The sequence below is a fragment of the Variovorax sp. PMC12 genome, assembly GCF_003019815.1.
Classification (GTDB): Bacteria; Pseudomonadota; Gammaproteobacteria; order Burkholderiales; family Burkholderiaceae_C; genus Variovorax.
Window position 1 is genome coordinate 5137626 of sequence record NZ_CP027773.1, and the last position, 23488, is coordinate 5161113.

A 23488-nucleotide genomic window follows, 5' to 3' on the forward strand; every position below is an offset into this window, starting at 1 on the left:
TCAAGGCTTCACGCGCAGGCGCTTGAGTGTTTCCTGCAGGGTTTCGTTCTCGGAGTCGCTCAGCAAGGCTTCTTTCCAGATCGCGACCGCGCGGTCCTTCTGGCCGCTGCTCCACAGCACTTCACCGAAGTGCGCGCCGATCTCGGGGTCGGGCCGTGTCTTGTACGCGGCTTCGAGGATGCGGATCGCCTCCGTGGTGTTGCCGAGGCGGAATTCGACCCAGCCCAGGCTGTCAGCGATGAACGGATCGTCCGGCGCGAGCTGCACCGCCTTCTGGATCAGCGTGCGTGCCTCGTCGAGCCGGATCTTGCGATCGGCGAGCGAATAGCCCAGCGCGTTGTACGCATTCTGGTTGTCGGGCTTGAGTTGGATGAGCCGGCGCAGCAGGCGCTCCATGTCGTCGAGGCGGTTGAGGCGCTCGGCGACCATGGCCTGGTCGTAGACGAGGTCGGCGTCGTCCGGCGAGGCCGCTGAAGCCTGGGCCAGCATGTCGTAGGCCGCCTGGTATTGCTTGGCGTCGCGCAGCAGCTGCACCTCGGCGAGGAACTTCTGCTTCTTGTCGTCGGCCGTGCGTTCGGGCAGCGACCGGATGAGTTCGCGCGCCTGCGGCAGCTTGCCCTGTTGCGCGAGCAGCGCCGCGCGGCGGGTTTGGGCGGCGACGATGTCGTCCGTGCCGGTCACGCGCGACAGCCAGCGTTCCGCGGCCGCGTAGTCCTTGCGGCGCTCGGCCAGTTGCGCCAGTGCAAAGTACGCCTGCGACACGCTGCGGCGGCGGTCTCCCGCTTCGCCCGCGTCCTTGCCCTGGTTGCCCGAGAGTTCGATGAAGCGCTTGAGCGAGGCCTCGGCGGCCGCGTCCTGCTTGGCCTGCATCTGCAGGCTGCCGAGCAGCAGCCAGGGCTCGGCCAGTTCGGGCCGGGCCGTGGTGAGGGCCTGGAGCTGCGCGGTGGCATCGGGGAAGCGGCGGTTTTCGACCAGCACGCGGGCGTAGGCCACGCGCAGGTCTGGGGCGGCCTTGGGGTTGTTGTTCAGGTAGCGGGTGACGATGGGCTCGGCCAGCGGCTGGCCGGGGTCGATCATCTCGAGTGCCAGAGCAGCCGGGGCGTCGGACGAGGGATCGAGTTCCTGGCCCCTGCGAGCGGCTTCCAGCGCGCCGGAAGCATCGCCCGCGTTCAGGCGCAGCCGGCCCACGGTGGCCCAGGCCAGCGCGCCGGTGGCCGGGTTCTTGAGTTCGTCGGACAAGGCCTGCTCGACCACCGAGGCGGCCAGCTTCTTGTCGGGCGCGCGCGAATAGTTGCGCACGATCACGGCCATGAGCAGCGGCCGTTCGACCTGCGAGGTGGCCGCCACTTCGGCGCGCAGCAGCTCGGTCGTTTCGCTGATGCGGTTGAGCGCGATCAGGATCTGCAGTTCGACGCGCCGGGCGTCGCGCGAGGTGGGCAGCGTTTCCTGCCAGGCACGGGCCGCCGCCAGTGCCGCATCGCCGGAACGCGACTGCAGGGCGATCTCGACCGCGCGCTGGAACAGCTTGCCGTCGCGCAGCCGGCGTGCGGCGTCGAGCACCAATGCATAGCCGGAGCCGGGGTCGCCGGAGCGGGTCGTCAGCTCGCCCATCAAGATTTCATAGAACAGGTCCGCGGTCAGTGCCGACGGCTGCGCCGCAGGCTCGGCGGCAGCGGCTGCCTTGGCGACGACGGTCTGCTGCGGCTTGGCCGCCGGCTTGCGTGGCGCGGACCGTTCGATGATGGGAGCGGGGCTGTCGGGGGCTGCTGGGTCGTTGGTTTGCGCGTGGACGGCACAGGCCAGCAAGACGAGAGACGCGGCCGCCGCAAGGCGGTGTCGGCGGGGCGGAAGGTTCATCCGACCATAATAATCCAGCCTTTTGAACGTGCGCCGCGTGGGGCTTCGTCGCCGTCGGCATTTGCCGGAGATTTACTTTTCATGCCTGAATTACCCGAAGTCGAAGTCACCCGGCGCGGCATTGCCGACCGCATCGCCGGGGCGCGCATCGACGCGGTACGCATCGGAAAACCACTGCGCTGGGCGCTGATGGTGCTGCCCGAGGCGCTGGTCGGGCGCCGCGTGCTCCAGGTGCGCCGGCGCGGCAAATACCTGCTGATCGATCTCGACCGCGGCATCCTGCTGCTGCACCTGGGCATGTCGGGCAGCCTGCGCTTCGATGCGGTGCTGCCGCCGCCCGGCACGCACGACCATTTCGATCTCGTCACCGACCTGGGCACCTTGCGGCTCAACGACCCGCGCCGTTTCGGCGCCGTCGTCTATGTGGAGAACGAAGACGCGCCCTGGGCCATCAAGCTGCTCGGCGGGCTCGGCATGGAGCCGCTGGGCGAAGACTTCGACCTCGACGTCTTCCATGCCGGGCTCAAGAAGCGCAAGACCGCCGTCAAGCAGGTGCTGCTGGCGGGCGACGTGGTGGTTGGCGTGGGCAACATCTATGCGTCGGAGGCGCTGTTCCAGGCCGGCATCCGGCCGACGCTGTCGGCCGCGCGCATCAGCCGGCCGCGTGCCGCCAAGCTGCATGCGGCGGTGCGCGAGATCCTTGCAAGGGCGGTGGAAAAGGGCGGCAGCACGCTGCGCGATTTCTCCAACATCGACGGCCAGAACGGTTATTTCCAGCTCGAGGCAACCGTCTACGGCCGGGCCGGCGAACCCTGTCGGGTCTGCGCAACGCCCATCCGGCTGTTGAGGCAGGGGCAGCGCTCCACCTATTACTGTCCCAACTGCCAGAAATAGCGGATGTAACCGTCGAGCTAAATGGGCCGAAAACGGTTGCTGCCTACCTCTCGATGCTATATTTGTAAGCTCTTTTTTACATCTGTCTCTTGAGCCGCTCCTTCAACCAACAACTCGATCAGCACGGCGCCTGGCGAAGCAATTTCGCCCGCCGGCTGCAGTGGCTGTCCCGCTGGCTGACCGAGAACGAGCTGCTCGACCAGGCGGTGGCCGAGCGCCTGCGCGGGCTCGAGACGCAGATCCGCACCAGCAAGGTCATGGTCGCGTTCGTCGCGGAGTTTTCGCGCGGCAAGTCGGAGCTGATCAACGCCATCTTCTTTGCCGGCTACGGGCGGCGCATCATGCCCGCGAGCGCCGGGCGCACCACGATGTGCCCGACCGAGCTGGGCTACGACCCCGCGCTTGCGCCCAAGCTGCGGCTGCTGCCCATCGAGACCCGCCTGGAGCCGCACTCGCTCGCGCACTGGCGCGAAAAGCCCACGCGCTGGACCGAGATCGCCATCGACGTAGCCAATGCCGAGCAGCTGGCACAGGCCATGAGCAAGGTGGCCGAGGTGCGCTGGGTCGCCAAGGACGAAGCGCGCACGCTGGGTTTCTGGGACGACGAGACGCCCGACGACAACCCGGTGCAGGACGCCGAAGGCCGCGTCGAGATTCCGCGCTGGCGCCATGCGGTGCTCAACATGCCGCATCCGCTGCTGGAGCAGGGGCTGGTGATTCTCGACACCCCCGGCCTGAACGCGATCGGTGCCGAACCCGAACTCACCGTGAGCCTGATCCCGCAGGCGCACGCGGTCGTCTTCATCCTGGGCGCCGAGACCGGCGTGACGCGCTCCGACCTCTCCATCTGGCGCGAGCACCTGATCACCGAAGACGAAGGCAACAACACGCGCTTCGTGGTGCTCAACAAGATCGACACCATGTGGGACACGCTGAGCACGCCCGCGCAGATCGCGCAGCAGATCGAGCGCCAGCGCGAAAGCGCGGCCCGCCTGCTTGAGGTGCCGCTGGCGCAGGTGCTGCCGGTGTCCGCGCAGAAGGGCCTGCAGGCCAAGATCCAACGCGATGTGCCCTTGCTCGACGCCAGCCGCCTGCCGGCGCTAGAAGCGCTGCTCGGCGAAGGCGTGCTCGGCAAGCGCGAGACCATGCTGCGGCTGGCCGTCGATGCCGGCATGAGCGCGCTGCGCGTCGAGGCCGAACGCATCCTGAAGGTGCGCCAGCGCGACCTGTCCGAGCAGGCGCTCGAGCTGCAGGGGCTGCGCGGCAAGAATGTCTCGGTGATCCGCCACATGCGCGCGCGCATCGACCAGGAGCATGCCGAGTTCGAGGGCAGCAACACGCGCATCCTGGCGCTGCGCTCGGTGCAGGGCAAGCTGCTGCGCGAGGTGTATGCCGTGCTCGGCCGTACCGCGCTCAAGGCCGACATGGTGCGGCTGTCGGCCGCGCTCAAGCGCCCCGGCGTGAAGCTCAGCGTGCGCAAGGTGTACGCGGAGACCTTCGACTCGCTGCGCAACAACCTGCGCGAAGTGCAGGCGACCACGGCGGAGATCCAGTCGATGCTGCACGCCACCTTCCGCCAGCTCAATGCCGAACAGGGCTTCACGCTGCAGGCACCGGCGGAGCCCGACCTCACCGGCTTCGAGCAGGAGCTCAGCCAGATCGAGCGCAGCCACATCCACTACCTCGGCGTGGGCAACCTGCTGAAGCTCGCGCAGGCCGATTTCTGCGACAAGCTCGTGCGCGCGCTGGCCAGCCGGCTGCGGCTGGTGAACGAAGCCGCCATGACCGAGGTCGAGCGCTGGAGCAAGGGCGCGAGCGCGCAGATCGATGCGCAGCTCAAGGAGCGCCGGCGCAACTTCAGCAAGCGCATCGAGGCCATCGAGCGCATCCAGAGCGCGGCGGGCAACCTCGACGAGCGGCTGATGGAGCTCGCCGCGCAGGAAAGCAACCTGGCCGAGCTTCATCTGCGGCTGCGCGAATTCACCACGCTCATCACCCAGCAGGCAAAGCCGCAGGCTGCGGCTGTCGCCGGCGAACTGCGTGCTGCCTGAATCCCCCGACTTCGCCGCGCAGATCGTGGCCTGGCAGCGCAGCCACGGCCGCAGCCAGCTGCCGTGGCAGAACACCCGCGACCCCTACCGCGTCTGGCTGTCGGAGGTGATGCTCCAGCAGACGCAGGTGTCGACGGTGCTCGGCTACTTCGCGCGATTCCTCGAGCGCTTTCCGGACGTGAAGGCGCTGGCCGCCGGAACCGAAGACGAGGTGTTCGGCCTCTGGAGCGGCCTGGGCTACTACAGCCGCGCGCGCAACATGCACCGCTGCGCGCAGGACGTCGTCGCGCGCTTCGGCGGCGAATTCCCGCGCACGGCGCAGGAACTCGTGACCCTGCCCGGCATCGGCCGCTCCACCGCCGCGGCGATTGCCGCCTTCTGCTTCGGCGAGCGCGTGGCGATCCTCGACGGCAACGTGAAGCGCGTTCTGACGCGGGTGCTCGGCTTCGGCGGCGACATGTCGTCGTCTGCGCAGGAGCGCGCCCTTTGGGATCTCGCGACGCAGCTGCTGCCCCCCGCCGAACAGCGCGAGGCCATCGCCCACTACACGCAGGGGCTCATGGACCTGGGCGCCACGGTCTGCCTGCCGCGCAAGCCCAGCTGCATGATCTGCCCGGTCGACCAGCGCTGCGTGGGCCTGCGCGAGGGCGCGCCCGAGCGCTACCCCGTCAAGACCCGCAAGCTCAAGCGCAGCGCCCAGTCGCTCTGGCTGCTGCTGGCGCGCGATGCGCAGGGCCGCGTGTGGCTGGAGAAACGGCCGGCGAAGGGCATATGGGCGGGGCTGCACTGCCTGCCCGTGTTCGACAGCCGCGACGACCTGCTCGCAGCGCTGCCGCCCGCCGCGCAACGCGGCACGCAAGACATGCCGGCCTTCGTGCACGTGCTGACCCACAAGGACCTGCACCTGCACCCGGTGCTGATCGAGGGCGCCCAGCCGCTCGGCGAAGGCGCGCGCTGGGTCGACGCGCAGGAGTGGAGCCGGCTGGGCCTGCCGGCCCCGGTGCGCAAGCTGCTGGAAAGCAGCGAGGCCCGATAGAAGCCGGCGGTCAGTTCGCGTCGAGTTCGCGGTGCCGCTTGAGCGCACCCCAGCGGGCGCCGAACGAACGCGCTAGCTGCTCCACCAGGAACACCGACCGGTGCTGCCCGCCGGTGCAGCCGATGGCCACCGTCACGTAGCTGCGGTGGTCGCGCGCCAGCGCATCGAGCCAGTGCGACAGGAACTGCTCGATGTCGTCGTACATGCGCGCCACGTCGTCGTGCTCGCGCAGCCATTCGATCACCGGTTCGTCGCGTCCCGTGAGCGGGCGCAGCGCGGGCACATAGTGCGGGTTCGGCAGCATGCGCACGTCGAATACGTAGTCGGCATCCAGCGGCACGCCGCGCTTGAAGGCGAACGACTCGAACACCAGCGTCAGCGCGCTCTGCGGCGCCGAGATCAGCGACTTGATGTAGCTCTGCAGCTGCGCCGGCCGGATCAGGCTGGTGTCGATCACGTCGGCACCATCGCGCAGGTCGGCCAGCAGTTCGCGTTCCAGCTCGATGGCCTGCATCAGCACGCGATGCTGCTCGGGCACGTCGGTGCGGCCTTCCTGGCGCGAGAGCGGATGGCGGCGGCGGGTTTCGGAATAGCGGCGCAGCAGCGCGTCGGTGGTGGCGTCGAGGAACAGCGAACGCAGCGAGATCCCGCCGTCGCGCCGCAGCGCATCGAGCTGCTGCGGAACGATGGGCAGCGAGACGCCGCTGCGCACGTCCATGGCAATGGCCACGCGCGGCGTCTGCTGTTCGTGCTGCAGGGCGATGAATGCCGTCAGCAGCTCGGGCGGCAGGTTGTCGACGCAGTAGTAGCCGGCGTCTTCCAGCGCATGCAGGGCCACCGATTTGCCGGAGCCCGACATGCCCGTGATGAGGACCAGGTCGAGGTTCATGGCGTGGCCGCGGAAGTCTTGTGGCCCAGCATCTCGCGGGCGTGCGCGAGCGAAGTCTGCGAAACCTTCTCGCCGCCCAGCATGCGGGCGATTTCCCTGGCGCGGTTGTCTTCGTCCAGGCGCGACACGCCGCTCTCGGTGCGCGGGCCTTCCTTGCCGGCCGCCGCGGTCTGGCGCTTGGCCACCACCAGGTGGTGGTCCGCGCAGGCCGCCACTTGCGGCAGATGGGTGACGGCGAGCACCTGGCGGTCGCGGCCGAGCTGCTTCATGAGGCGCCCGACCGTCTCGGCGACGGCACCGCCGACGCCGGCATCCACTTCGTCGAAGATCAGCGTCTGCGCGGTGCCGAGCTGGCTGGTCGTCACGGCGATGGCCAGCGCAATGCGCGACAGCTCGCCGCCCGATGCCACCTTGCCGATGGCGCGCGGCGTGCTGCCGGTGTGGCCGGCCACGAGGAACGCCACTTCTTCCAGGCCGGCGCGGCCGGGCTGCGCCAGCGGCTGCAGATCGACTTCGAAGCGCCCGCCCTGCATGCCCAGGCCCTGCATCGCCTCGGTGACGGCCTGCGCGAGCCGCGGCGCCGCCTGCTTGCGCGACTTGCCGAGCGCCTTGGCTTCCTTCATGTAGGCCTGCTGTGCGCTCTGCTCGGCACGTTCCAGGCCGTCGAGATCGCTTTGCGCATCGAGCGCCTGCAGCTCGGCCTGCCAGCCGGCCAGCAAGGCCGGCAGGTCGGCCGGCGTGCGCTTGTAGCGGCGCGCGAGCGACATCCACAGGCCCATGCGCTCGTCCAGTTCGGCCAGGCTTTGCGGATCGGCTTCGGCGTCGCGAAGGTAGCCGTGCAGCGAGTGGGCCGCGTCGGAGGCCTGCGCCACGCAGGAGGCCAGCACTTCGCCGAGGTTGCGGAACTCCGGCTCGATGTGCTCGCAGTTCTTCAGCAGCGTGGCCGCGCGCGAGAGCGCGGAGAGCGCACCGTTGTCTTCGTCTTCCAGCGCCTGGCTGGCGCCCTGCGCCGCGTCGATCAGCGCCTGCGCGTTGGAAATGCGCGAGTGGTTGGTCGACAGTTCTTCCCATTCGTCGACGCCGGGCGCGAGCTTGGCGACCTCGGAAATCTGCCACTGCAGCCGCTCGCGCTCACGCTGCAGCGAGTCTTGCGCCGAGCGCGCATGTTCGAGCGCGGAGAGCGCCTGCCGCCAGCCATTCCAGGCGGCGTCTAGCGCGTCGCTGCGCACGCCCGCATAGGCGTCGAGCAGGCCGCGCACCGCATCGGGCCGGGTCAGGCTCTGCCAGGCGTGCTGGCCGTGGATGTCGAGCAGGCGGTCGCCGAGTTCGCGCAACTGCGTGGCCGTGGCCGGGCTGCCGTTGATCCAGCCGCGGCTGCGGCCCTGCAGGTCGACAGTGCGGCGCAGCAGCAGCGCGTCGCCGGCTTCGAAGCCGCCTTCGTCGAGCCAGGAGGCCAAGGCCGGATCTGCATCGAATTCGGCGCTCACGTCGAGCCGTTCGGCGCCTTCGCGCACCGCGCCGGCGTCGGCGCGGTTGCCCAGCGCCAGCTGCAGCGCATCGATCAGGATGGATTTGCCCGCGCCGGTTTCACCGGTCAGTACCGTGAAGCCGCCGGACAGGTCGAGTTCGAGTGATCGCACGATCACGAAGTCGCGCAGTGCGATGCGTCGCAGCGCCATTCAGGAGCCTCCCTCGTTCCAATGAAGTTTCTTGCGCAGCGTGTCGAAATAGCTCCAGCCGCGCGGATGCAGGAAGCGCACGCGGAAGTCGGAGCGGCGCACCACCACGCGATCGCCGATCGCCAGCGAGGCGAGCGACTGCATGTCGAAATTGGCGCTGGCGTCGCGCCCGCCCACCAGCTCGATGACGATCTCGTCGGCATCGGGCAGCAGCACCGGGCGGTTCGACAGCGTGTGCGGCGCGATCGGCACCAGCACCCAGCCCGGCACCGCCGGGTGCAGCAGCGGCCCGCCGGCCGACAGCGCGTAGGCGGTCGAGCCCGTGGGCGTCGCGATGATCAGGCCGTCGGCGCGCTGGTTGGCCACGAAATGCCGGCCGACCGACACGCGCAGCTCCACCATGCCGGAGGTGGCGCCGCGGTTGACGACCACGTCGTTCATGGCCAGCGCGTCGAACACCGAGGCGCCGTCGCGCATGACCCGCGCGTGCATCAGGCTGCGGTGGTCTTCCTCGTATTCGCCGGCCAGCATCGGGATCAGCGTGGCCTGGTAGTTGTCGAGCGGGATGTCGGTGATGAAGCCGAGCCGGCCGCGGTTGATGCCGATCAGCGGAATGCCGTAGCTGGCGAGCTGCCGGCCGATGCCGAGCATGGTGCCGTCGCCGCCGACCACCAGGCCGAGGTCGCAGCGCTGGCCGATTTCCTCGACCGACAGGGCCTCGTAGCGCGGATGGGCGGGCGCGTCGTCGGCGTCGTCCTCGCAGGTCGAGCGCTCGACGAACACCTTGCACCCCTGGGATTCGAGGAAGGCGCCAATGCCTTCCATCACGCCGTCGCGCGCGTCCGCCTGCGCGCGGGCGCCGGAAGCCTGGTATTTGCCTATGAGGGCGACGTGACGGAAGCGAGAGGTCATATCTCACAAATTACAACACTAAAATCTTGCAATGCTGGACGACCGTGCCAAGTTGCTGCTCAAGACGCTCGTCGAGCGCTACATCGCCGACGGGCAACCCGTCGGCTCCCGCACGCTCTCGCGTTCTTCCGGTCTGGACCTGTCGCCCGCGACCATCCGCAACGTCATGGCGGACCTCGAGGAACTGGGGCTGATCGCCAGCCCGCACACCTCGGCAGGCCGCATCCCGACGCATCGCGGCTACCGCCTGTTCGTCGACACCATGCTCACCGCCCAGCGCGAGCAGATGAGTCCGCCGGCGCTGGCGCCCGACCAGCCGCAGAAGGTGATCGCCAATGCGGCGCACCTGCTGTCGAACCTGTCGCAGTTCGTGGGCGTGGTGATGGCGCCGCGCCGCGCTTCGGTGTTCAAGCAGATCGAGTTCCTGCGGCTGTCCGATCGGCGCCTGCTGGTGATCATCGTGTCGCCCGACGGCGACGTGCAGAACCGGGTGATCTTTCCGGAGGCCGACTATTCGCAGTCGCAGCTGGTCGAGGCGTCCAACTACATCAACGCGAACTACGCGGGCCTGACGATCGAGCAGGTGCGCGATCGCCTGCAATCGGAAGTCGAGAAGCTGCGCGGCGAGATCGCGGCGCTGATGCAGGCCGCCGTGAAGGTCAGCTCCGAGGTGCTCACCGAGGCGCAGGAAGACGACGTGGTGATCTCCGGCGAGCGCAACCTGCTCTCGGTGACCGACTTTTCCAGCGACATGGGGCAGCTTCGCCGCGCCTTCGAGCTTTTCGAACAGAAGGCGCAGCTGATGCGGCTGCTCGACGTGTCGAGCAAGGCCGAGGGCGTGCGCATTTTCATCGGCGGCGAAAGCAAGGTGGTGCCGTTCGAGGAACTGTCCATCGTCAGCGCCAACTACGAGGTCGACGGGCAGGTCGTGGGCACGCTGGGCGTGATCGGGCCGACCCGCATGCCCTATGAACGCATGATCCAGATCGTCGATATCACGTCGCGTCTGGTGAGCAATGCGCTGAGCCATCGCAAATAGGCGCCGCGGCGCGAATAGAATCGTGGCGCGTGGGCCGTTAGCTCAGTTGGTTAGAGCAGCGGACTCATAATCCGTTGGTCGAGTGTTCAAGCCACTCACGGCCTACCACCATCCCCCGTATCTTCTGGATTCCGTGCTTCGCTATTTCCATGGCGTTGCACCGCAATCCGTGAACGCTCTCCGCAAATCAGCGGAGCGGCTTCGCCTTCTTCCCGACTTCAGTCATTTGGCCGAGCAGGCCCTGCGGCCGCCTCGGCTCATGGCTTGCCCCGGTGCGGTCTCCAGCACAAAGGCTCGGGTGCTTGTCCGACTTTGAAACTCAGGAAAAGTAGTACTTTGGGTTAACAAAACTCAAAAGGCAGCCTCCCCGCAGGCTGAAGACCAATAGTGCGTATCAAGAAGCCCGACAACCTTGCCGCCATCCGGGCGAAATTCGGGGTGCCGGCGCGCCGTGGTGGCGCAGTCGAAATCAATGGCCGGCGCGGTGTCATCACCGGAATGAGCGGGGATCTCGTGAAAGTGAAACTCCAGGGGACGGATGCCGGCCTGCCGTTTCATCCTCTCGAGATCACGTACCCGCAGCAGTGCTGATCGGAGGTGGCCGCAACGGTGGGCGCAAGCCTACAAGCTGGCCGGACGAAGCGTGGAAAGATACATGGCGGGGAGCACTGAACACCGATACCCGCAAGCGGAACCTTGTGTGGAGGATTTGCAATGCCGATGGATTTCCTGCTTCGCATCGAGGAGGCGCAATTTCCCCTCGCCGTTCTCGAAGAGGCTGACATCAATTGCGCGGCCGTGCTCGCCGCGGCGAACTTCATCGATGCGAATCTTCCGGTGCCCGGCAGCGGTTCGAAGCCCCCCGCCGTCATCCTGCGCATCACTCCGCAGGGTCGAGCAGAACTGAACCGGTTGCGAAAGCAATGCACATGAAAAAGCCGCCTCGAGGGCGGCCCGGGGCCATTCCAGCCTTCAACCCGTACGTTCGAGCGGGATCACATCGGCGCTCAGCGAACCCGGCTGGGCGGCAAGGTCCGACGCGAAGGTGAACGCCGGGCCCGCCCGGTGCTGCTTGACGTGGTACATCGCCCTGTCCGCCGCGCGCAGCAGCCGGGCCAGGGTGTCGCCGTCGCCTGGACGGCAGGCAATTCCCAGGCTCATGCCGACCGTGACGCTGCGGCCCTCGTATTCGACCGGTTGCGAGCCCGCCTCGATCATGCGGCGGGCCATGAGGCTCATGGCGTCGCGTGAGGGCGTGCCGAGCACCAGCACCGCGAACTCGTCGCCGCCCAGCCTGGCAACCACGTCGTCCTTGCGCAATTGCGCGCGAAGCCGTTGGGCGATGGCGATCAGCACCTGGTCGCCGGCCGCGTGTCCGTGCGCGTCGTTCACGCCCTTGAACCCGTCCAGGTCGAGCAGCATCAGGGCGAAAGGCTGGCCCTTGTCCAGCAGTTCCTCGCCGCGGCTCTCGAAGCCGGCGCGGCTGGCGGCGCCGGTCAGCGCGTCGGTGCCCAGGGCCTCCACCAACTGTTGCGTGCGCGCGGTGAGCGCCTGCTCGGAGCGCAGCACGAGCTGCAGCCGCGAACCCATGGCCACGGCGAACACGATCAGCTCGGCCACCAGCGCGCCCTGCGACACGTTCATCTGGTTCGGCGCCCACTCGATCCAGCCCCAGCTCGCGACCACGATCGCGCCGATGCCGCCCAGCAGCAGCGCCACGCCGAAGAAGTAGAGCACTGCCGGCCAGTAGCGCCGCCGCATCGCGATCAGCGCGCCGATCACCATCACCACGGTCGATGCAATCACCGAGATCTGCACCAGCCGGAAGGTCATCAGCGGATGGGCGCCCCAGTTGGCGTACGGAATGGCCAGCGCCAGCGCGACGGTGAAGGCCTGCACCAGCCAGTCCAGCGGCGGCGCGAAATGGCGCAGCCGCAGCAGCCGCCTGCCGAACTGCAGCTTGCAGATGGCCCAAAGCGCCGGCCCCGCGGTGTAGGCGAAGCCTGCCGCCGCGGGCCAGTGGGCGAAGGGGTAGCGCAAGGCGTGGCCGTTGATGCTGCCGAGGGCCAGCACGCCGCAGGCGCAAGACAGCATGTAGAAGCCGTACAGCCCCTCGCCGAACACCTTGAACAGGACCAGGCCATAGACCATCAGGCCGATCAGCACGCCGTAGGTCACGCCGTCGAACATGCGCTTGTCCTGCGTGGACTGCAGGTAGTCGGCCGGGTCCCAGACCGAAACGTCGTAGATGCGCGCGAACGTCGATTCGACCCGGAAGTACACGTCGTAGGTGCCTGGCCCGGGCAACCGGAAGCGCCAGGCCATCTGTTCGGACGCGGCCGGGCGGCTCGCCCACGGGTAGCGCATGCCGGTGGTGACCGGGGCGGCCAGCGCGTGGCCGTCTGCGTCGTAGGGGCCGTAGAAGCGCAGGTCGTGCGTCGAGACCGTCGGCACCAGCATGAGCCACTCGCGCGAGGCTTCGGCGGGGTCGGCCAGCCGCATCTGCAGCTTGAACCAGAGCACGCGGTCGGATTCCTTGCCCCGCAGCGGGTCGTCCGGGAAGGCGAACCTGGCCTCCTGCGGCGGCGTGCGCACCTGCTCGATGCTCAGCGACCGCGTCTTGTCCTCGAACACCTGCAGATGCCGCACGGCCGGCAGCCCGTTCGGCTGGTGCCGTATCAGCAGCGGCCCGCGCTGCGCGTCACCGGCCGGCTGGGCGGCGGCGACGGCTGACAGGAACAGCGCGAGCGCGGCGGCCACCAGCAGGCGCCAGGCAAGGCGCGTATCGGCGGCGCCGCGTAGGAAGAGGCGGGACATCATGGGATGTGCTGCAGCGGAGCGGGCAAAACGGCGGATTCTCGGGGAAAAGCATGGCGCTTGTTCGCACCGGCCGGCTGCGCAGCATCACTATCTGCCTCTCTTGTGCGAGATAGAGGCAATGACCAAGGGTAAACCCTTGGATCAATCGACCCTGATGTTGCGTGCCCGGACCAGGGCACTCACCCGGCCCGTCTCGTCCTGCACGAACCTCGCGAATGCCTCCGGCGTGGTCCCCGCGGGTTCGAGGCCGAGTTGCAGCAGCTTCTGGCGCACCGTGGGATCGTTCACCGCCGCCTGCACCGCCTTGCCGAGCTTCTGCACGATGTCGGGCGGCGTGCCCTTCGGAAGGAACACGCCGTTCCACTCGACCACGTTGTAGCCCGGCAGGCCCGACTCTCCGAGCGTCGGCGTGTCGGGCAGGGCCGGCACGCGTCGGGTGGAGCTCACGGCCAGCGCGCGCAGCTTGCCGGACTTCACATAGCCGAGGGTGGAAGCCACGTTGCCGAAGTACGCCGACACCTGCCCGCCCATCAGGTCGGTGAGCGCGGGTGCGCCGCCCTTGTAGGGCACGTGCATCAGGTTGACCTTGGCCTGCTCGTTCAGCGCCTCGCCCGCGAGATGCGAGCCGGTGCCGCCGCCCGCCGACGCGAAGCTCAGCTTGCCGGGGTTCTTGCGCGCGAAGTCCAGGAACTCGGCCACGGTCTTGTAGGGCGCGTTCTCCGGCACCACCAGGATCTGCGGCGCCGTGGCCACCAGCGACACCGGAATGAAGTCTTTCGCCGCGTCGAAGGGCAGCTTGCGCAGCGCAGGGTTCACCGAGAACGCCGATGCGTCGTAGAGCACCGTGTAGCCGTCGCCCGCCGCCTTGGCCACGTTGTCTTCGCCGATCACGCCGCCCGCGCCGGGCCTGTTGTCGATGACGATCTGCTGGCCCAGCGCCGCGCTCATCTGCTGCGCGACGATGCGCGCTGTGTTGTCGGCGCCGCCCCCGGCCGCGTAGGGCACGACCATGCGGATCGGCTTGTCGGGCCATGCCGCCCAGCCCAGCAGGGGCGCGCAGGCGGCGATGGCCGCGATCGTCTTCAGGACGCGTGTTGTCTTCTTCATGCCGATGTCTCGATGTTCTTGGTTCAGGAAAAGTCGTAGAGGCGCGCCGGGTTGTCGACCAGCACGCGGCGGCGCACGGCTTCGTCGGGCACCCATTGGTGAAGCAGGTCGAACAACTGCGCGTCGTCGGGCTTGGCGCCGCGCTCGGTGGGGTGGGGCCAGTCGCTGCCCCAAACCATGCGCTCGGGCGCATGCCGCACCCAGGCCCGGGCAACGGCGGTGGTGTCGGCGTAGCCGCCTTCGGCGCCCAGCTTCGAATCGAGGTAGGCGCCGGACAGCTTGATCCAGGTGCGGCCGTTGTCCAGCAGCCGGCGCACGACCGCGAAGGCGGGGTGCGCCTGCGCATCCGGCAGCGCAAGCCGCGCGAGGTGGTCGAGGACGATGGTGCAGGGCAGCCGCTCGAGCAGGGCCGCGTGTTCGGCGATCTGGTCGGCGCTCCAGTGCAACTGCACATGCCAGCCGAGCGCGTGCACGCGGTGCGCGAGCGGCTCGACCATGGAGAAATCGGTGGTCGCGTGGGTTGGTGTGTAGAGCGTGAACCGGATGCCGCGAATGCCACCTGCGTGCAGCCGCACGAGCTCGTCGTCGCCCACCTCGGGACGCACGACCGCCACGCCCCGCGTACTCGAAGCGCCGAGCGCGCGAATGGCCGCGAGCGTCACGCTGTTGTCGGTGCCGTGGATGCGCGGCTGCACGACGACGGTGCGCTGCGTGCCGATGCGCCGCTGCAGCAGGCGGTAGTCGTCGGCGGTGGCGTCGTCGACCATCGCATCGGGCGGGGCATGCAGCGCGAAGCGGCGGTCGTAGACATGCATGTGCGCATCGCAGGCACCCTCCGGCGCGTTGCTCGTGGACCGCTGCGTACCGCTGCTGTTGGGGCAGGCGATCTCGAGGCGCATGGCTCAGCCCTGGCCGGTTCCCTTGCCGCGAGAGGCCAGCACGGCGCCTGTGTGCTGGCCCAGCGTCGGCGCCGCGAATGGCTCCGGGCCCGGCGTGCGGCCGAACTGCACGGGCCGCGTGAAGCCGCGGTAGCTGCCGAGCGTGGGGTGCGCGAACTCCGTCACCATGTCTTCGGCCAGCACCTGCGGGTTGTCGAACATGTCCTCGACGGTGCGTGCGGCGGCGCAGGGCACGTCTTCGCCGAAGCGCTCTTCCCACTCCAGCGCGCTGCGTTCGGCCAGCGCCGCGCGCAGCCGGGGAACGATCTCGGCGGAATGCTGCGCGCGCTTGCGCACCGAGTCGTAGCGCTCGTCGACCGCCAGCTCGGGCAGCCCGACCTTGGCGCACAGCGCCTGCCAGAAATGCGGCGTGTTGGCGGAGATGTACAGGTAGCCCTCGCGCGTGGGATGCAGGCCGGTGATGCCGCCGGAGCGCATGTCGCGCCCCACGTCCTTGGGCTCGCCTTCTGCCCACACCATGCGGGCCGACTGCATGGTGAGCGCGGAGCGCAGCAGTGACACGCCGACATACTGGCCGACGCCGCTCTTCTCGCGCTCGTACAGCGCCGAGGCCACGCCGGCGGCCACCAGCGCGGCCGCGTAGTAGTCGACCACCGAGCCGTAGAGGATCTCGGGCGGACCGCCGCGCTGGCCCTGCAGCGCGCACATGCCGGTCATGGTCTGCAGCACCTGGTCGTAGCCTGCCTTCTCGCGCAGCGGCCCGGTCTCGCCGTAGCCGGTGACGGCGCAGTAGATCAGGCGCGGATTGAGCGCCTTCAGCTGCTCGTAGCCGATGCCCAGCCGCGGCGGCACGCTGGGCCGGAAGTTGTGCACCAGCACGTCGGCCGTGCCCACCAGCGTCTTCAGCGCGGCGAGGTCGTCCGCGTTCTTCAGGTCGAGCACCACGCCGAGCTTGCTGCGGTTCACGCCGATGAAGGCGCGGCTCTCCGCTTCCAGCGTCGAGGGGTACTTGCGCAGGTTGTCGCCCGCGGGCGGCTCGATCTTGATGACCTCCGCGCCCTGGTCGGCCAGCAGCGAGCAGCCGTACGGACCCGCGATGTAGGCGCTCAGGTCGAGCACGCGCAGGCCGCTCAGCGGACCCGCGGGGCCGCTGCGCGGGGGCAGGCGCGCGTCGTTGCCGGCATCGTGGGGTGGGGCGAGGCTCATGGGTCTTCTCTCTTCTCAGTCTGCAGTGATGTTCTGTTGCCTGGCCAGCTTCTTCCAGCGCTCCACGTCGTCGGCGATCACGGTGCCGAACTGCGCCGGCGTGAGCGGCGTGGCGATCGCGCCTTCGCGCAGGAAGTTGGCCGCGATCGTGGGGCGCGCCAGGATCTGGTTGACGGCCTGGTTGAGCTTCGCGACCACGTCGCCCGGCGTGCCCGCCGGCGCCAGCAGGCCCCACCAGAGCTCGAACTCGTAGCCGGGCACCGCGGCGGACATCGGCGTGAGGTCGGGCGCGACGGGGCTCGGCTTGAGGCTGGTGATGCCGACGGCGCGCAGCTTGCCCGCGCGCACCATCGGCAGCAGCGACGGCCCGCTGGAGATCAGCAACTGGGTCTGGTTGCCGATCAGGTCGGTCACGGCCGGGCCCATGCCCTTGTAGGGGATGTGCGCGATCTGCAGGTCGCCCACCTTGGCCTTGAGCAGCTCGGTGCCGAACTGGTTGACGCTGCCCGAGCCCGAGGAGGCGTAGTTGTACTGGCCCGGCTTCGCCTTGATGGCTGCGATCAGCTCGGCGGGTGTCTTCGCGGGAAAGTCGTTGTTGACCGCGACGATGAAGGGGCCCTTGGCAAACATCGCCACGGGCGCGAGGCCCTTCACCGGATCGAAAGGCAGCTTCGACTGCACGGCCGCATTGGTCGTCATGCTGGAGGACACCGCCACCAGCGTGTAGCCGTCGGGCGTTGCGCGCGCCACCTGCGCGGTGCCGGTGTTGCCGCTGGCGCCGGGCCGGTTGTCGATGATCACCGGCTGCTTGAGCTCGTCGCCGAGTTCCTTGGCGATCTGGCGCGCAAAGGTGTCGTTCGAGCCGCCCGCGGGGTAGGGCACGACGATGGTGATGGCCTTGGACGGATAGGCCGCCTGTTGTGCGAACGCCGTGCCGCCGGGCAGGCATGCAGCGGCGAATGCGATGGCTGCGAGGGCGCCCGGGCGAAGGATGGTGGGAATGCGCATGGTGTGTCTTGTCTCCTGGTTCTTGTGTGTATGCGTGCCTCGCCGAGGGGGGCAAGGCCTGTGCGTTCAGCCGGGCAGCAGCCCGAGCCCGCGCGCGCTCTCGACGATGGCGCGTGCGCGAAGCACGAAGGGGATGTCGATCATCTTTCCGTCCACCACATAGGCTCCGATGCCCTTGGCGTCCGCCTCGCGTGCCGCTTCGACCACCTTGCACGCGTGCGCGATCTCCTCGTCGGTGGGGCGGAACACTTCGTTCGCGATGGCGACCTGGCTCGGATGGATGCAGGTCTTGCCGAGGAAGCCGAGGTTGCGCGCGAGCTTCGCCTCGGCGCGAAAGCCTTCGGCATCGCGGATGTCGGCGAATGCGCTGTCGTAGGCGTAGACACCGGCTTCGCCTGCGGCGATGCGCACCGCGAACATCGCCTGCTGGATCGCTTCCGGCGCGCGCCGCGCAATGCCCAGCGGTTCGAACAGGTCGCCGAGGCCCAGCTGCAGCCCCTTCACGCGGGGATGCGCGAGCGCGAGCTGCGAGGCCATGCGCAGGGCAGAGGGCGTTTCGATGTTCAGCAGCAAGCCGATGGGTGTTGTCACGCCATGCGTTCGCTCGGCACGCTCGATGGCTTCCGCCGCAGCCTGCACGTGCGCCGGGCTCTCGGGCTTGGGCAGGTTGATCAGGTGCACGCCGGGCATCGCCACCGCGGCCACGTCGCGCTCGAAGTGCGGCGTGTCCATCGCGTTGACGCGCACGATCAGGGTCTTGCCGGCTGCTGCCGCATCGACGCCCGCCAGCAGCTGGCGCACGCAGTCACGCGCCTCGTCCTTGCGCGCTTCGGAGACTGCATCTTCCAGGTCTAGACAAATGCCGTCAGCCGCGCTGTCCAGCGCCTTGGCGAACAGCTCGGGGCGTGTGCCGGGAACAAAGAGCTTGCTTCTCATGCCCGCAGTGTCCGCAGTCCATGAGATTAGAAAAACACATGCTTTCTATGATCAGATCATAGAAAATCTATCTTCATGGAAACCGCCTACCTGCACAGCTTTCTATTGGTGGTGGAGTCCGGCTCGATGTCTGAGGCCGCGCGCCGGCTCGACCTCACGCCCGCCGCCGTGGCACAGCAGGTCCGCGCGCTGGAGCGCGAGCTCGGCGCGCCGCTGCTCGCGCGCGCCGGCCGCACGGTGCAACCCACGGAGGCAGGGCACCAGCTGGTGCAGCGCGGGCGCAACCTGCTCAGGGAGGTGAGCGACATCAAGGCGCTGCTCGGCAGCGATGCGGCCGGCGGCGAGCTGCTGGTGGGCACCATCAACACCGCCATTCACAGCCTGCTGCCGGACATCCTGGCGCACTTCGTGAAGGCGCACCCGGGCGCCAAGGTGTTCCTGCAGTCGGGCACCACCGCCACGCTGCACAAGGCGCTGGCGCAGGGCGAGCTCGACGCGGCCGTGTGCCTCCATCCGACCTTCGCGCTGCCGAAGACCTTCGACTGGTCGTTGCTGCGCGAAGAGCCGCTGGTGCTGCTCGCGCCCAGCCGCTTGGCGCGGCGCGATCCGCACGAACTGCTGAGGACATCGCCGCTGATCCGCTACGACCGCAACCTTGGCGGCGGCAAGCAGGCCGACCGTTACCTGCGCGCCGCGGGCATCGTGCCGCAGGAGCGTTTCGAGCTCAGCTCGCTGCTGGCGATTGCAATGATGGTCGACCGCGGGCTCGGCGTTTCGATCGTGCCGGACATCGCATCGCCGCTGCTGGAAGGCCAGCGCATCGCCAAGATCGCGTTGCCGCTGCCTTCGGAGCCTCGGCGCTTCGGTGTGCTGTGGCTGCGCGCATCGCCGCGGTTGAGACTGATCGAGGGCTTCGTGGACAGCGCAGGGCAAGTCAGCGGAGGCAAGAGAACTTCACGCAGAAGTGCCGCATCCAGGGAGGCCCAAAAAAGCAGGCTATAATCGAGAGCTTAGCGGCTGTAGCTCAGTTGGATAGAGTACTTGGCTACGAACCAAGGGGTCGTGGGTTCAATTCCTGCCAGCCGCACCACCTGTTAAAAAGCCCGGAAGATTCGTCTTCCGGGCTTTTTTCTTTGTGGGCTCCGCATCGTTCGCTCCGGAAAACCAAGAATCGGGTGAAAAAGGCAGGCTATAATTGCAAGCTGTGCGGCTGTAGCTCAGTTGGATAGAGTACTTGGCTACGAACCAAGGGGTCGTGGGTTCAATTCCTGCCAGCCGCACCACTACAAGGAAAGCCCGCAACGTGAGTTGCGGGCTTTTTTCATTTGGAGGATCTGCGTGAGCAAGGCATTCACCAAGGAAACCGAAACAGACGGGGACGACGACGGCGCCGATGGCGCATCGCCTCCGCTGCCCGCGGGCGGCAAGAACTACATCACCCCCGACGGCTACGCGCGGCTGCGCGACGAGCTGCTGCACCTGATGGACGAGGAGCGGCCGAAGATCGTCGAAACAGTGCATTGGGCTGCCAAGAACGGTGACCGCTCCGAGAACGGCGACTATCTCTACGGCAAGAAGCGCCTGCGCGAAATCGACCGCCGCATCCGTTTTCTCACCAAGCGTCTCGAAATCGCCGAGGTCACCGACCCGTCGGTGCATCACGGCCGGGACCAGGTCTTCTTCGGCGCCACGGTCCGATATGCCGACGAAACCGGCGACGAGCGGAGCGTCACGATCCTCGGCATTGACGAGGCGGAAAGCGCCCAGTCGCAGGTCAGCTGGATTTCACCGATCGCGCGGGCGCTGCTGAAGGCGCGCGAGGGCGACGTGGTGAAGCTCGTGACGCCGGGCGGCGCGCACGAGGTCGAGATTCTGTCGGTGAGCTATCCGGCACCGCGCCCGGCCGCGACGTAACAACGCCGCTTCAATCAAGGCCCGCTCAGGGGACGGGCACGGTCCTCGATGCCGTCAGCACCGACGCGGTCCGGCGCGCGGCGCGCAGCACCGCATCGAGATGCGCGCGGTCGCGCACCGCGATCACGAAGCGCAGGTCGGTCGAATCCTGCGGCGTTTCATCGGCCATTTCGACATGCGTGATGTCGGCTTCGGCATCGGCCAGCGTGGCGGCGACCCGCGCCAGCACGCCCTTGTCGTTGCGCACCGTGATGACCACGCCGGTCTCGAACGCGCGCGTGGGCTCGTCGGCCCATTCCACGGCGAAGAAGCGTTCGCTGTCCTTGTGGCGCAGGCGCTGGCCCACGCCGCATTCTTCGGTGTGCACCACCAGCCCTTCGCCATGCCCGAGGTAGCCGACGATCTGGTCACCGGGAATCGGGCGGCAGCACAGCGCAAAGCGCACCGATGAGTTCTCGCTGCCGTCCAGCGTAACCGCGCCCTGCGACACGGTTTCGTGCGAGATGAAGCGTTCGCGGCTCAGCAGCAGCGCGTCGGGGCGCTCGCCCAGCTCCGACAGCATGGCCACGAGCCGCTTGGCGACGATGCTGGCAATGCGCTTGCCCAGGCCGATGTCGGTCAGCAGCTCGGCACGGGTGCGGTTGCCGGTGAAGCGCAGCAGCTTTTCCCACAGCGCCTGGTGTTCCTCGTCGTTCTCGGGCAGCTTGCTCAGGCCTTCGGCGCGCAAGGCCTGCGCCAGCAGCTTCTCGCCCAGCCCTTCGGACTCGGCGTGCGCCAGCGTCTTGAGGTAGTGGCGGATCTTGGAGCGGGCGCGGCCCGTGCGCACGAAGCCGAGCCAGGCCGGGTTGGGCGTCGACACCGGTGCGGTGATGACCTCCACCACGTCGCCGTTCTTGAGCTCGGTGCGCAGCGGCACCTGGTCGCCGTTGATGCGCGCGGCCGAGGTGTGGTCGCCGATGTTGCTGTGGATGGCGTAGGCGAAGTCGACCACCGTGGCGCCGCGCGGCAGCGCCATGATCTGGCTCTTGGGCGTGAACACGTAGACCGCGTCGGGGAACAGGTCGACCTTGACGTGGTCCCAGAACTCGGCGGCGTCGCGGGTTTCGTCCTGGATGTCGAGCAGCGACTGCAGCCACTTGGTGCCCAGGCGGTCGTTGCTGGCCGCGTTCGGCTCGGCGGCCTTGTAGAGCCAGTGCGCGGCCACGCCGGATTCGGCCACCACGTGCATCGCCTCGGTCCGCAGCTGGAATTCGACGCTCACGCCGGCCGGGCCCACGAGCGTGGTGTGCAGCGACTGGTAGCCGTTGAGCTTGGCGATCGCGATGTGGTCCTTGAACTTGCCCGGCAGCGGCTTGTACATCTGGTGCAGGATGCCCAGGCCGGTGTAGCAGGCGATCACGTTCGGCACGATCAGGCGGAAGCCGTAGATGTCGGTCACCTGGGCAAAGCTCAGGTGCTTTTCCTCCATCTTGCGGTAGATGGAATAGAGCGTTTTCTCGCGACCGGCGATCCGAAGCGTCATGCCAGCGGCCGAGAAGGCGGTCTCGACCTCTTTCTGCACTTTCTGGATCAGGTCGCGCCGTCGGCCGCGTGCCTTGGCCACGGCCTTGGACAGCGTGGCGTAGCGCCACGGCTTCAGGTGCCGGAACGACAGTTCCTGCAGTTCGCGATAGGTCTGGTTCAGCCCGAGCCGATGCGCGATGGGCGCGTAGATGTCGAGCGTTTCGCGCGAGATGCGCGCCCATTTCTCGCGCGGCGCATCGGCCAGCGTGCGCATGTTGTGCGTGCGGTCCGCCAGCTTGACCAGGATGACGCGCACGTCGCGCGCCATGGCCAGCAGCATCTTGCGGAACGACTCGGCCTGGTTTTCTTCGCGCGTGTTGAACTGCAGCTTGTCGAGCTTGGTGAGCCCGTCGACCAGCTCGGCCACCGGGGCACCGAAGCGCTCGATCAGCTCGGGCTTGGTGACGCCGCAATCCTCTATGGCGTCGTGGAGCAGGGCGGCCATGAGGGCCTGCGCATCAAGCTTCCACTCGGCACATTGCGCCGCCACTGCGATGGGGTGGGTGATGTACGGCTCGCCGCTGTTGCGCAACTGCCCCAGGTGGGCCTCGTCCGCGAAGCGATAGGCGCGGCGGACCAGCTCGGTGTCTTCGGGGCTCAGGTAGTCGAGCCGCGCCGTCAACGCGGCAAAGCTTGCTGCGGCCGCGTTCAGCGCCGCCGGGCTCGGCTTCGGCGTGCCTTTGGGGGCATGGGACTGATGTTTGGCTACCGCGCTCATGGCTACCACTTTAGCGTGACCGCTCCGTGGACGCGTCCGGACATAAAAAAAGCACCGCATTGCGGTGCCTTTTCGTTGCAGGGCTGCGTCAGATCAGCCCGGCACTTTCTTGAGCATTTCGAGGCCGATCTTGCCTTCGGCGATCTCGCGCAGCGCCGTGACGGCGGGCTTGTTCTTGCTCTCGATCTTGGGGGCGTGGCCCTGGCTCAGCATGCGCGCACGGTACGTGGCGGCCAGCACGAGCTGGAAGCGGTTGGGAATATTGACGAGACAGTCTTCGACGGTGATGCGGGCCATGATGAGGATCTTTCTGTCTGGGAGCGGATGAACTCGGATATCAGGGGATGTTCAGTGCGGCGAAGGTGTCGGCACGCGCACGACGCTGTGCGGAGTACCGGAGCCGCTGAGCGTGGACGATCGCCTTGAGATCGAAAAGCGCGCGCTCAAATAACTCGTTGATTATAACGAAGTCGAATTTCCCCGCCTGCGCCATCTCTTCGGCGGCGTTCTTCAGGCGGGTTTCGATCACCGCGGCGCTGTCTTCGCCGCGCCGCTCCAGGCGGGAGCGCAGTTCTTCCCAGCTGGGCGGCAGGATGAAGATCATGACCGCGTTGGCAAAAGTCTTGCGGATCTGCAGCGCGCCCTGGAAGTCGATTTCGAGGATGACGTCGGCGCCCTGGGCGATCCGCTCCTCGATGGCCTTCTTGGAGGTGCCGTACTTGTGGCCATGCACGTGCGCCCATTCCACGAAGCCGTCGGCCGCGACCATGGCGTCGAACTCCGTCGGCGAGGCAAAAAAGTACTCGCGGCCGTGCTTTTCCTGCCCGCGCGGCGAGCGCGTGGTGTGGGAAACAGAGGGCTGGACGGCTGCGTCCAGCTCCATCAGCGCCTTGACCAGGCTCGATTTGCCGGCGCCGCTGGGCGCCGCCACCACGAAGATATTGCCGGGGTAATCCATGC

Annotated in this window: 21 protein-coding genes and 3 tRNA genes; 11 read left to right on the forward strand and 13 right to left on the reverse strand. The window is 67.9% G+C overall.

Annotated features, from left to right (window positions below; genetic code table 11):
* Nucleotides 1–1857 (reverse strand): tetratricopeptide repeat protein, encoded by a 1857-nt coding sequence (locus C4F17_RS24025; RefSeq protein ID WP_081269880.1) that lies wholly within the window; start codon nt 1855–1857, stop codon nt 1–3.
* An 81-nt stretch (nt 1858–1938) separates the two neighbouring features.
* On the opposite strand from C4F17_RS24025, the gene mutM reads away from it, so the two are divergent.
* From mutM to mutY, 3 genes are all read left to right on the forward strand, one after another.
* Nucleotides 1939–2751, forward strand: coding sequence for a bifunctional DNA-formamidopyrimidine glycosylase/DNA-(apurinic or apyrimidinic site) lyase (gene mutM, locus C4F17_RS24030; protein WP_081269879.1), 813 nt, complete (start codon nt 1939–1941; stop codon nt 2749–2751).
* A gap of 89 nt (nt 2752–2840) precedes the next feature.
* Nucleotides 2841–4802 (forward strand): dynamin family protein, encoded by a 1962-nt coding sequence (locus tag C4F17_RS24035; RefSeq protein ID WP_106936920.1) that lies wholly within the window; start codon nt 2841–2843, stop codon nt 4800–4802.
* Nucleotides 4792–5838: an A/G-specific adenine glycosylase gene (mutY, locus tag C4F17_RS24040; protein ID WP_106936921.1), complete on the forward strand. Its 1047-nt coding sequence runs from the start codon at nt 4792–4794 to the stop codon at nt 5836–5838. Before C4F17_RS24035 ends, mutY begins: the two co-directional genes overlap by 11 nt.
* Nucleotides 5839–5848: 10 nt before the next feature.
* On the opposite strand, the gene rapZ is transcribed toward mutY, so the two are convergent.
* From rapZ to C4F17_RS24055, 3 genes are read right to left on the reverse strand one after another with little or no spacing between them, the layout of a single operon-like run.
* A complete protein-coding gene (gene rapZ / locus C4F17_RS24045) occupies nt 5849–6727 on the reverse strand; it encodes an RNase adapter RapZ (protein ID WP_106936922.1) in 879 nt (292 codons plus the stop codon).
* Nucleotides 6724–8406: a DNA repair protein RecN gene (gene recN, locus C4F17_RS24050; protein WP_106936923.1), complete on the reverse strand. Its 1683-nt coding sequence runs from the start codon at nt 8404–8406 to the stop codon at nt 6724–6726. Before recN ends, rapZ begins: the two co-directional genes overlap by 4 nt.
* The gene (locus C4F17_RS24055; protein WP_106936924.1) at nt 8407–9318 is read right to left on the reverse strand and encodes an NAD kinase; all 912 of its coding nucleotides are present in this window, start codon (nt 9316–9318) and stop codon (nt 8407–8409) included.
* 31 nt (nt 9319–9349) lie between these two features.
* Between C4F17_RS24055 and hrcA the strand changes: the two genes are divergently transcribed.
* From hrcA to C4F17_RS24070, 4 genes are all read left to right on the forward strand, one after another.
* Nucleotides 9350–10357, forward strand: a complete 1008-nt coding sequence (hrcA, locus tag C4F17_RS24060) for a heat-inducible transcriptional repressor HrcA (protein WP_081269874.1) — start codon at nt 9350–9352, stop codon at nt 10355–10357.
* Between the two features lie 31 nt (nt 10358–10388).
* Nucleotides 10389–10465, forward strand: a tRNA-Ile gene (locus tag C4F17_RS24065).
* 279 nt (nt 10466–10744) lie between these two features.
* Nucleotides 10745–10948, forward strand: a complete 204-nt coding sequence (locus C4F17_RS32865; protein WP_159053693.1) for a hypothetical protein — start codon at nt 10745–10747, stop codon at nt 10946–10948.
* A 123-nt stretch (nt 10949–11071) separates the two neighbouring features.
* A complete protein-coding gene (locus C4F17_RS24070; protein ID WP_106936925.1) occupies nt 11072–11290 on the forward strand; it encodes a hypothetical protein in 219 nt (72 codons plus the stop codon).
* A 39-nt stretch (nt 11291–11329) separates the two neighbouring features.
* On the opposite strand, the gene C4F17_RS24075 is transcribed toward C4F17_RS24070, so the two are convergent.
* From C4F17_RS24075 to C4F17_RS24100, 6 genes are all read right to left on the reverse strand, one after another.
* Nucleotides 11330–13177, reverse strand: coding sequence for a diguanylate cyclase (locus C4F17_RS24075; RefSeq protein ID WP_106936926.1), 1848 nt, complete (start codon nt 13175–13177; stop codon nt 11330–11332).
* 141 nt (nt 13178–13318) lie between these two features.
* Complete coding sequence (locus C4F17_RS24080) at nt 13319–14284, reverse strand: Bug family tripartite tricarboxylate transporter substrate binding protein (RefSeq protein WP_106936927.1); 966 nt, start codon at nt 14282–14284, stop codon at nt 13319–13321.
* Nucleotides 14285–14307: 23 nt separating this feature from the next.
* Nucleotides 14308–15183: an amidohydrolase family protein gene (locus C4F17_RS24085; protein ID WP_199851888.1), complete on the reverse strand. Its 876-nt coding sequence runs from the start codon at nt 15181–15183 to the stop codon at nt 14308–14310.
* Between the two features lie 3 nt (nt 15184–15186).
* Complete coding sequence (locus C4F17_RS24090; protein WP_106936928.1) at nt 15187–16389, reverse strand: CaiB/BaiF CoA transferase family protein; 1203 nt, start codon at nt 16387–16389, stop codon at nt 15187–15189.
* 15 nt (nt 16390–16404) lie between these two features.
* On the reverse strand, nt 16405–17397 hold the full coding sequence (locus C4F17_RS24095) for a tripartite tricarboxylate transporter substrate binding protein (RefSeq protein ID WP_106936929.1): 993 nt from the start codon (nt 17395–17397) through the stop codon (nt 16405–16407).
* A gap of 66 nt (nt 17398–17463) precedes the next feature.
* Nucleotides 17464–18333, reverse strand: coding sequence for an HpcH/HpaI aldolase/citrate lyase family protein (locus C4F17_RS24100; protein WP_106936930.1), 870 nt, complete (start codon nt 18331–18333; stop codon nt 17464–17466).
* A 75-nt stretch (nt 18334–18408) separates the two neighbouring features.
* Here C4F17_RS24100 and C4F17_RS24105 point away from each other — a divergent pair, with 75 nt between their 5' ends.
* From C4F17_RS24105 to greB, 4 genes are all read left to right on the forward strand, one after another.
* Complete coding sequence (locus C4F17_RS24105; protein ID WP_106936931.1) at nt 18409–19335, forward strand: LysR family transcriptional regulator; 927 nt, start codon at nt 18409–18411, stop codon at nt 19333–19335.
* An 11-nt stretch (nt 19336–19346) separates the two neighbouring features.
* A tRNA-Arg gene (locus C4F17_RS24110) sits at nt 19347–19423 on the forward strand.
* A 116-nt stretch (nt 19424–19539) separates the two neighbouring features.
* A tRNA-Arg gene (locus tag C4F17_RS24115) sits at nt 19540–19616 on the forward strand.
* Nucleotides 19617–19671: 55 nt separating this feature from the next.
* Nucleotides 19672–20247, forward strand: coding sequence for a transcription elongation factor GreB (gene greB, locus C4F17_RS24120; RefSeq protein WP_159053694.1), 576 nt, complete (start codon nt 19672–19674; stop codon nt 20245–20247).
* Nucleotides 20248–20272: 25 nt separating this feature from the next.
* Here greB and C4F17_RS24125 read toward each other — a convergent pair whose 3' ends face one another.
* The 3 genes from C4F17_RS24125 to gmk form a co-directional block, all read right to left on the reverse strand.
* Complete coding sequence (locus C4F17_RS24125) at nt 20273–22528, reverse strand: RelA/SpoT family protein (protein ID WP_081269839.1); 2256 nt, start codon at nt 22526–22528, stop codon at nt 20273–20275.
* A 93-nt stretch (nt 22529–22621) separates the two neighbouring features.
* On the reverse strand, nt 22622–22825 hold the full coding sequence (gene rpoZ, locus C4F17_RS24130) for a DNA-directed RNA polymerase subunit omega (RefSeq protein WP_007835875.1): 204 nt from the start codon (nt 22823–22825) through the stop codon (nt 22622–22624).
* Nucleotides 22826–22865: 40 nt separating this feature from the next.
* Complete coding sequence (gmk, locus tag C4F17_RS24135; RefSeq protein ID WP_081269990.1) at nt 22866–23486, reverse strand: guanylate kinase; 621 nt, start codon at nt 23484–23486, stop codon at nt 22866–22868.
* Nucleotides 23487–23488 lie beyond the last annotated feature (2 nt).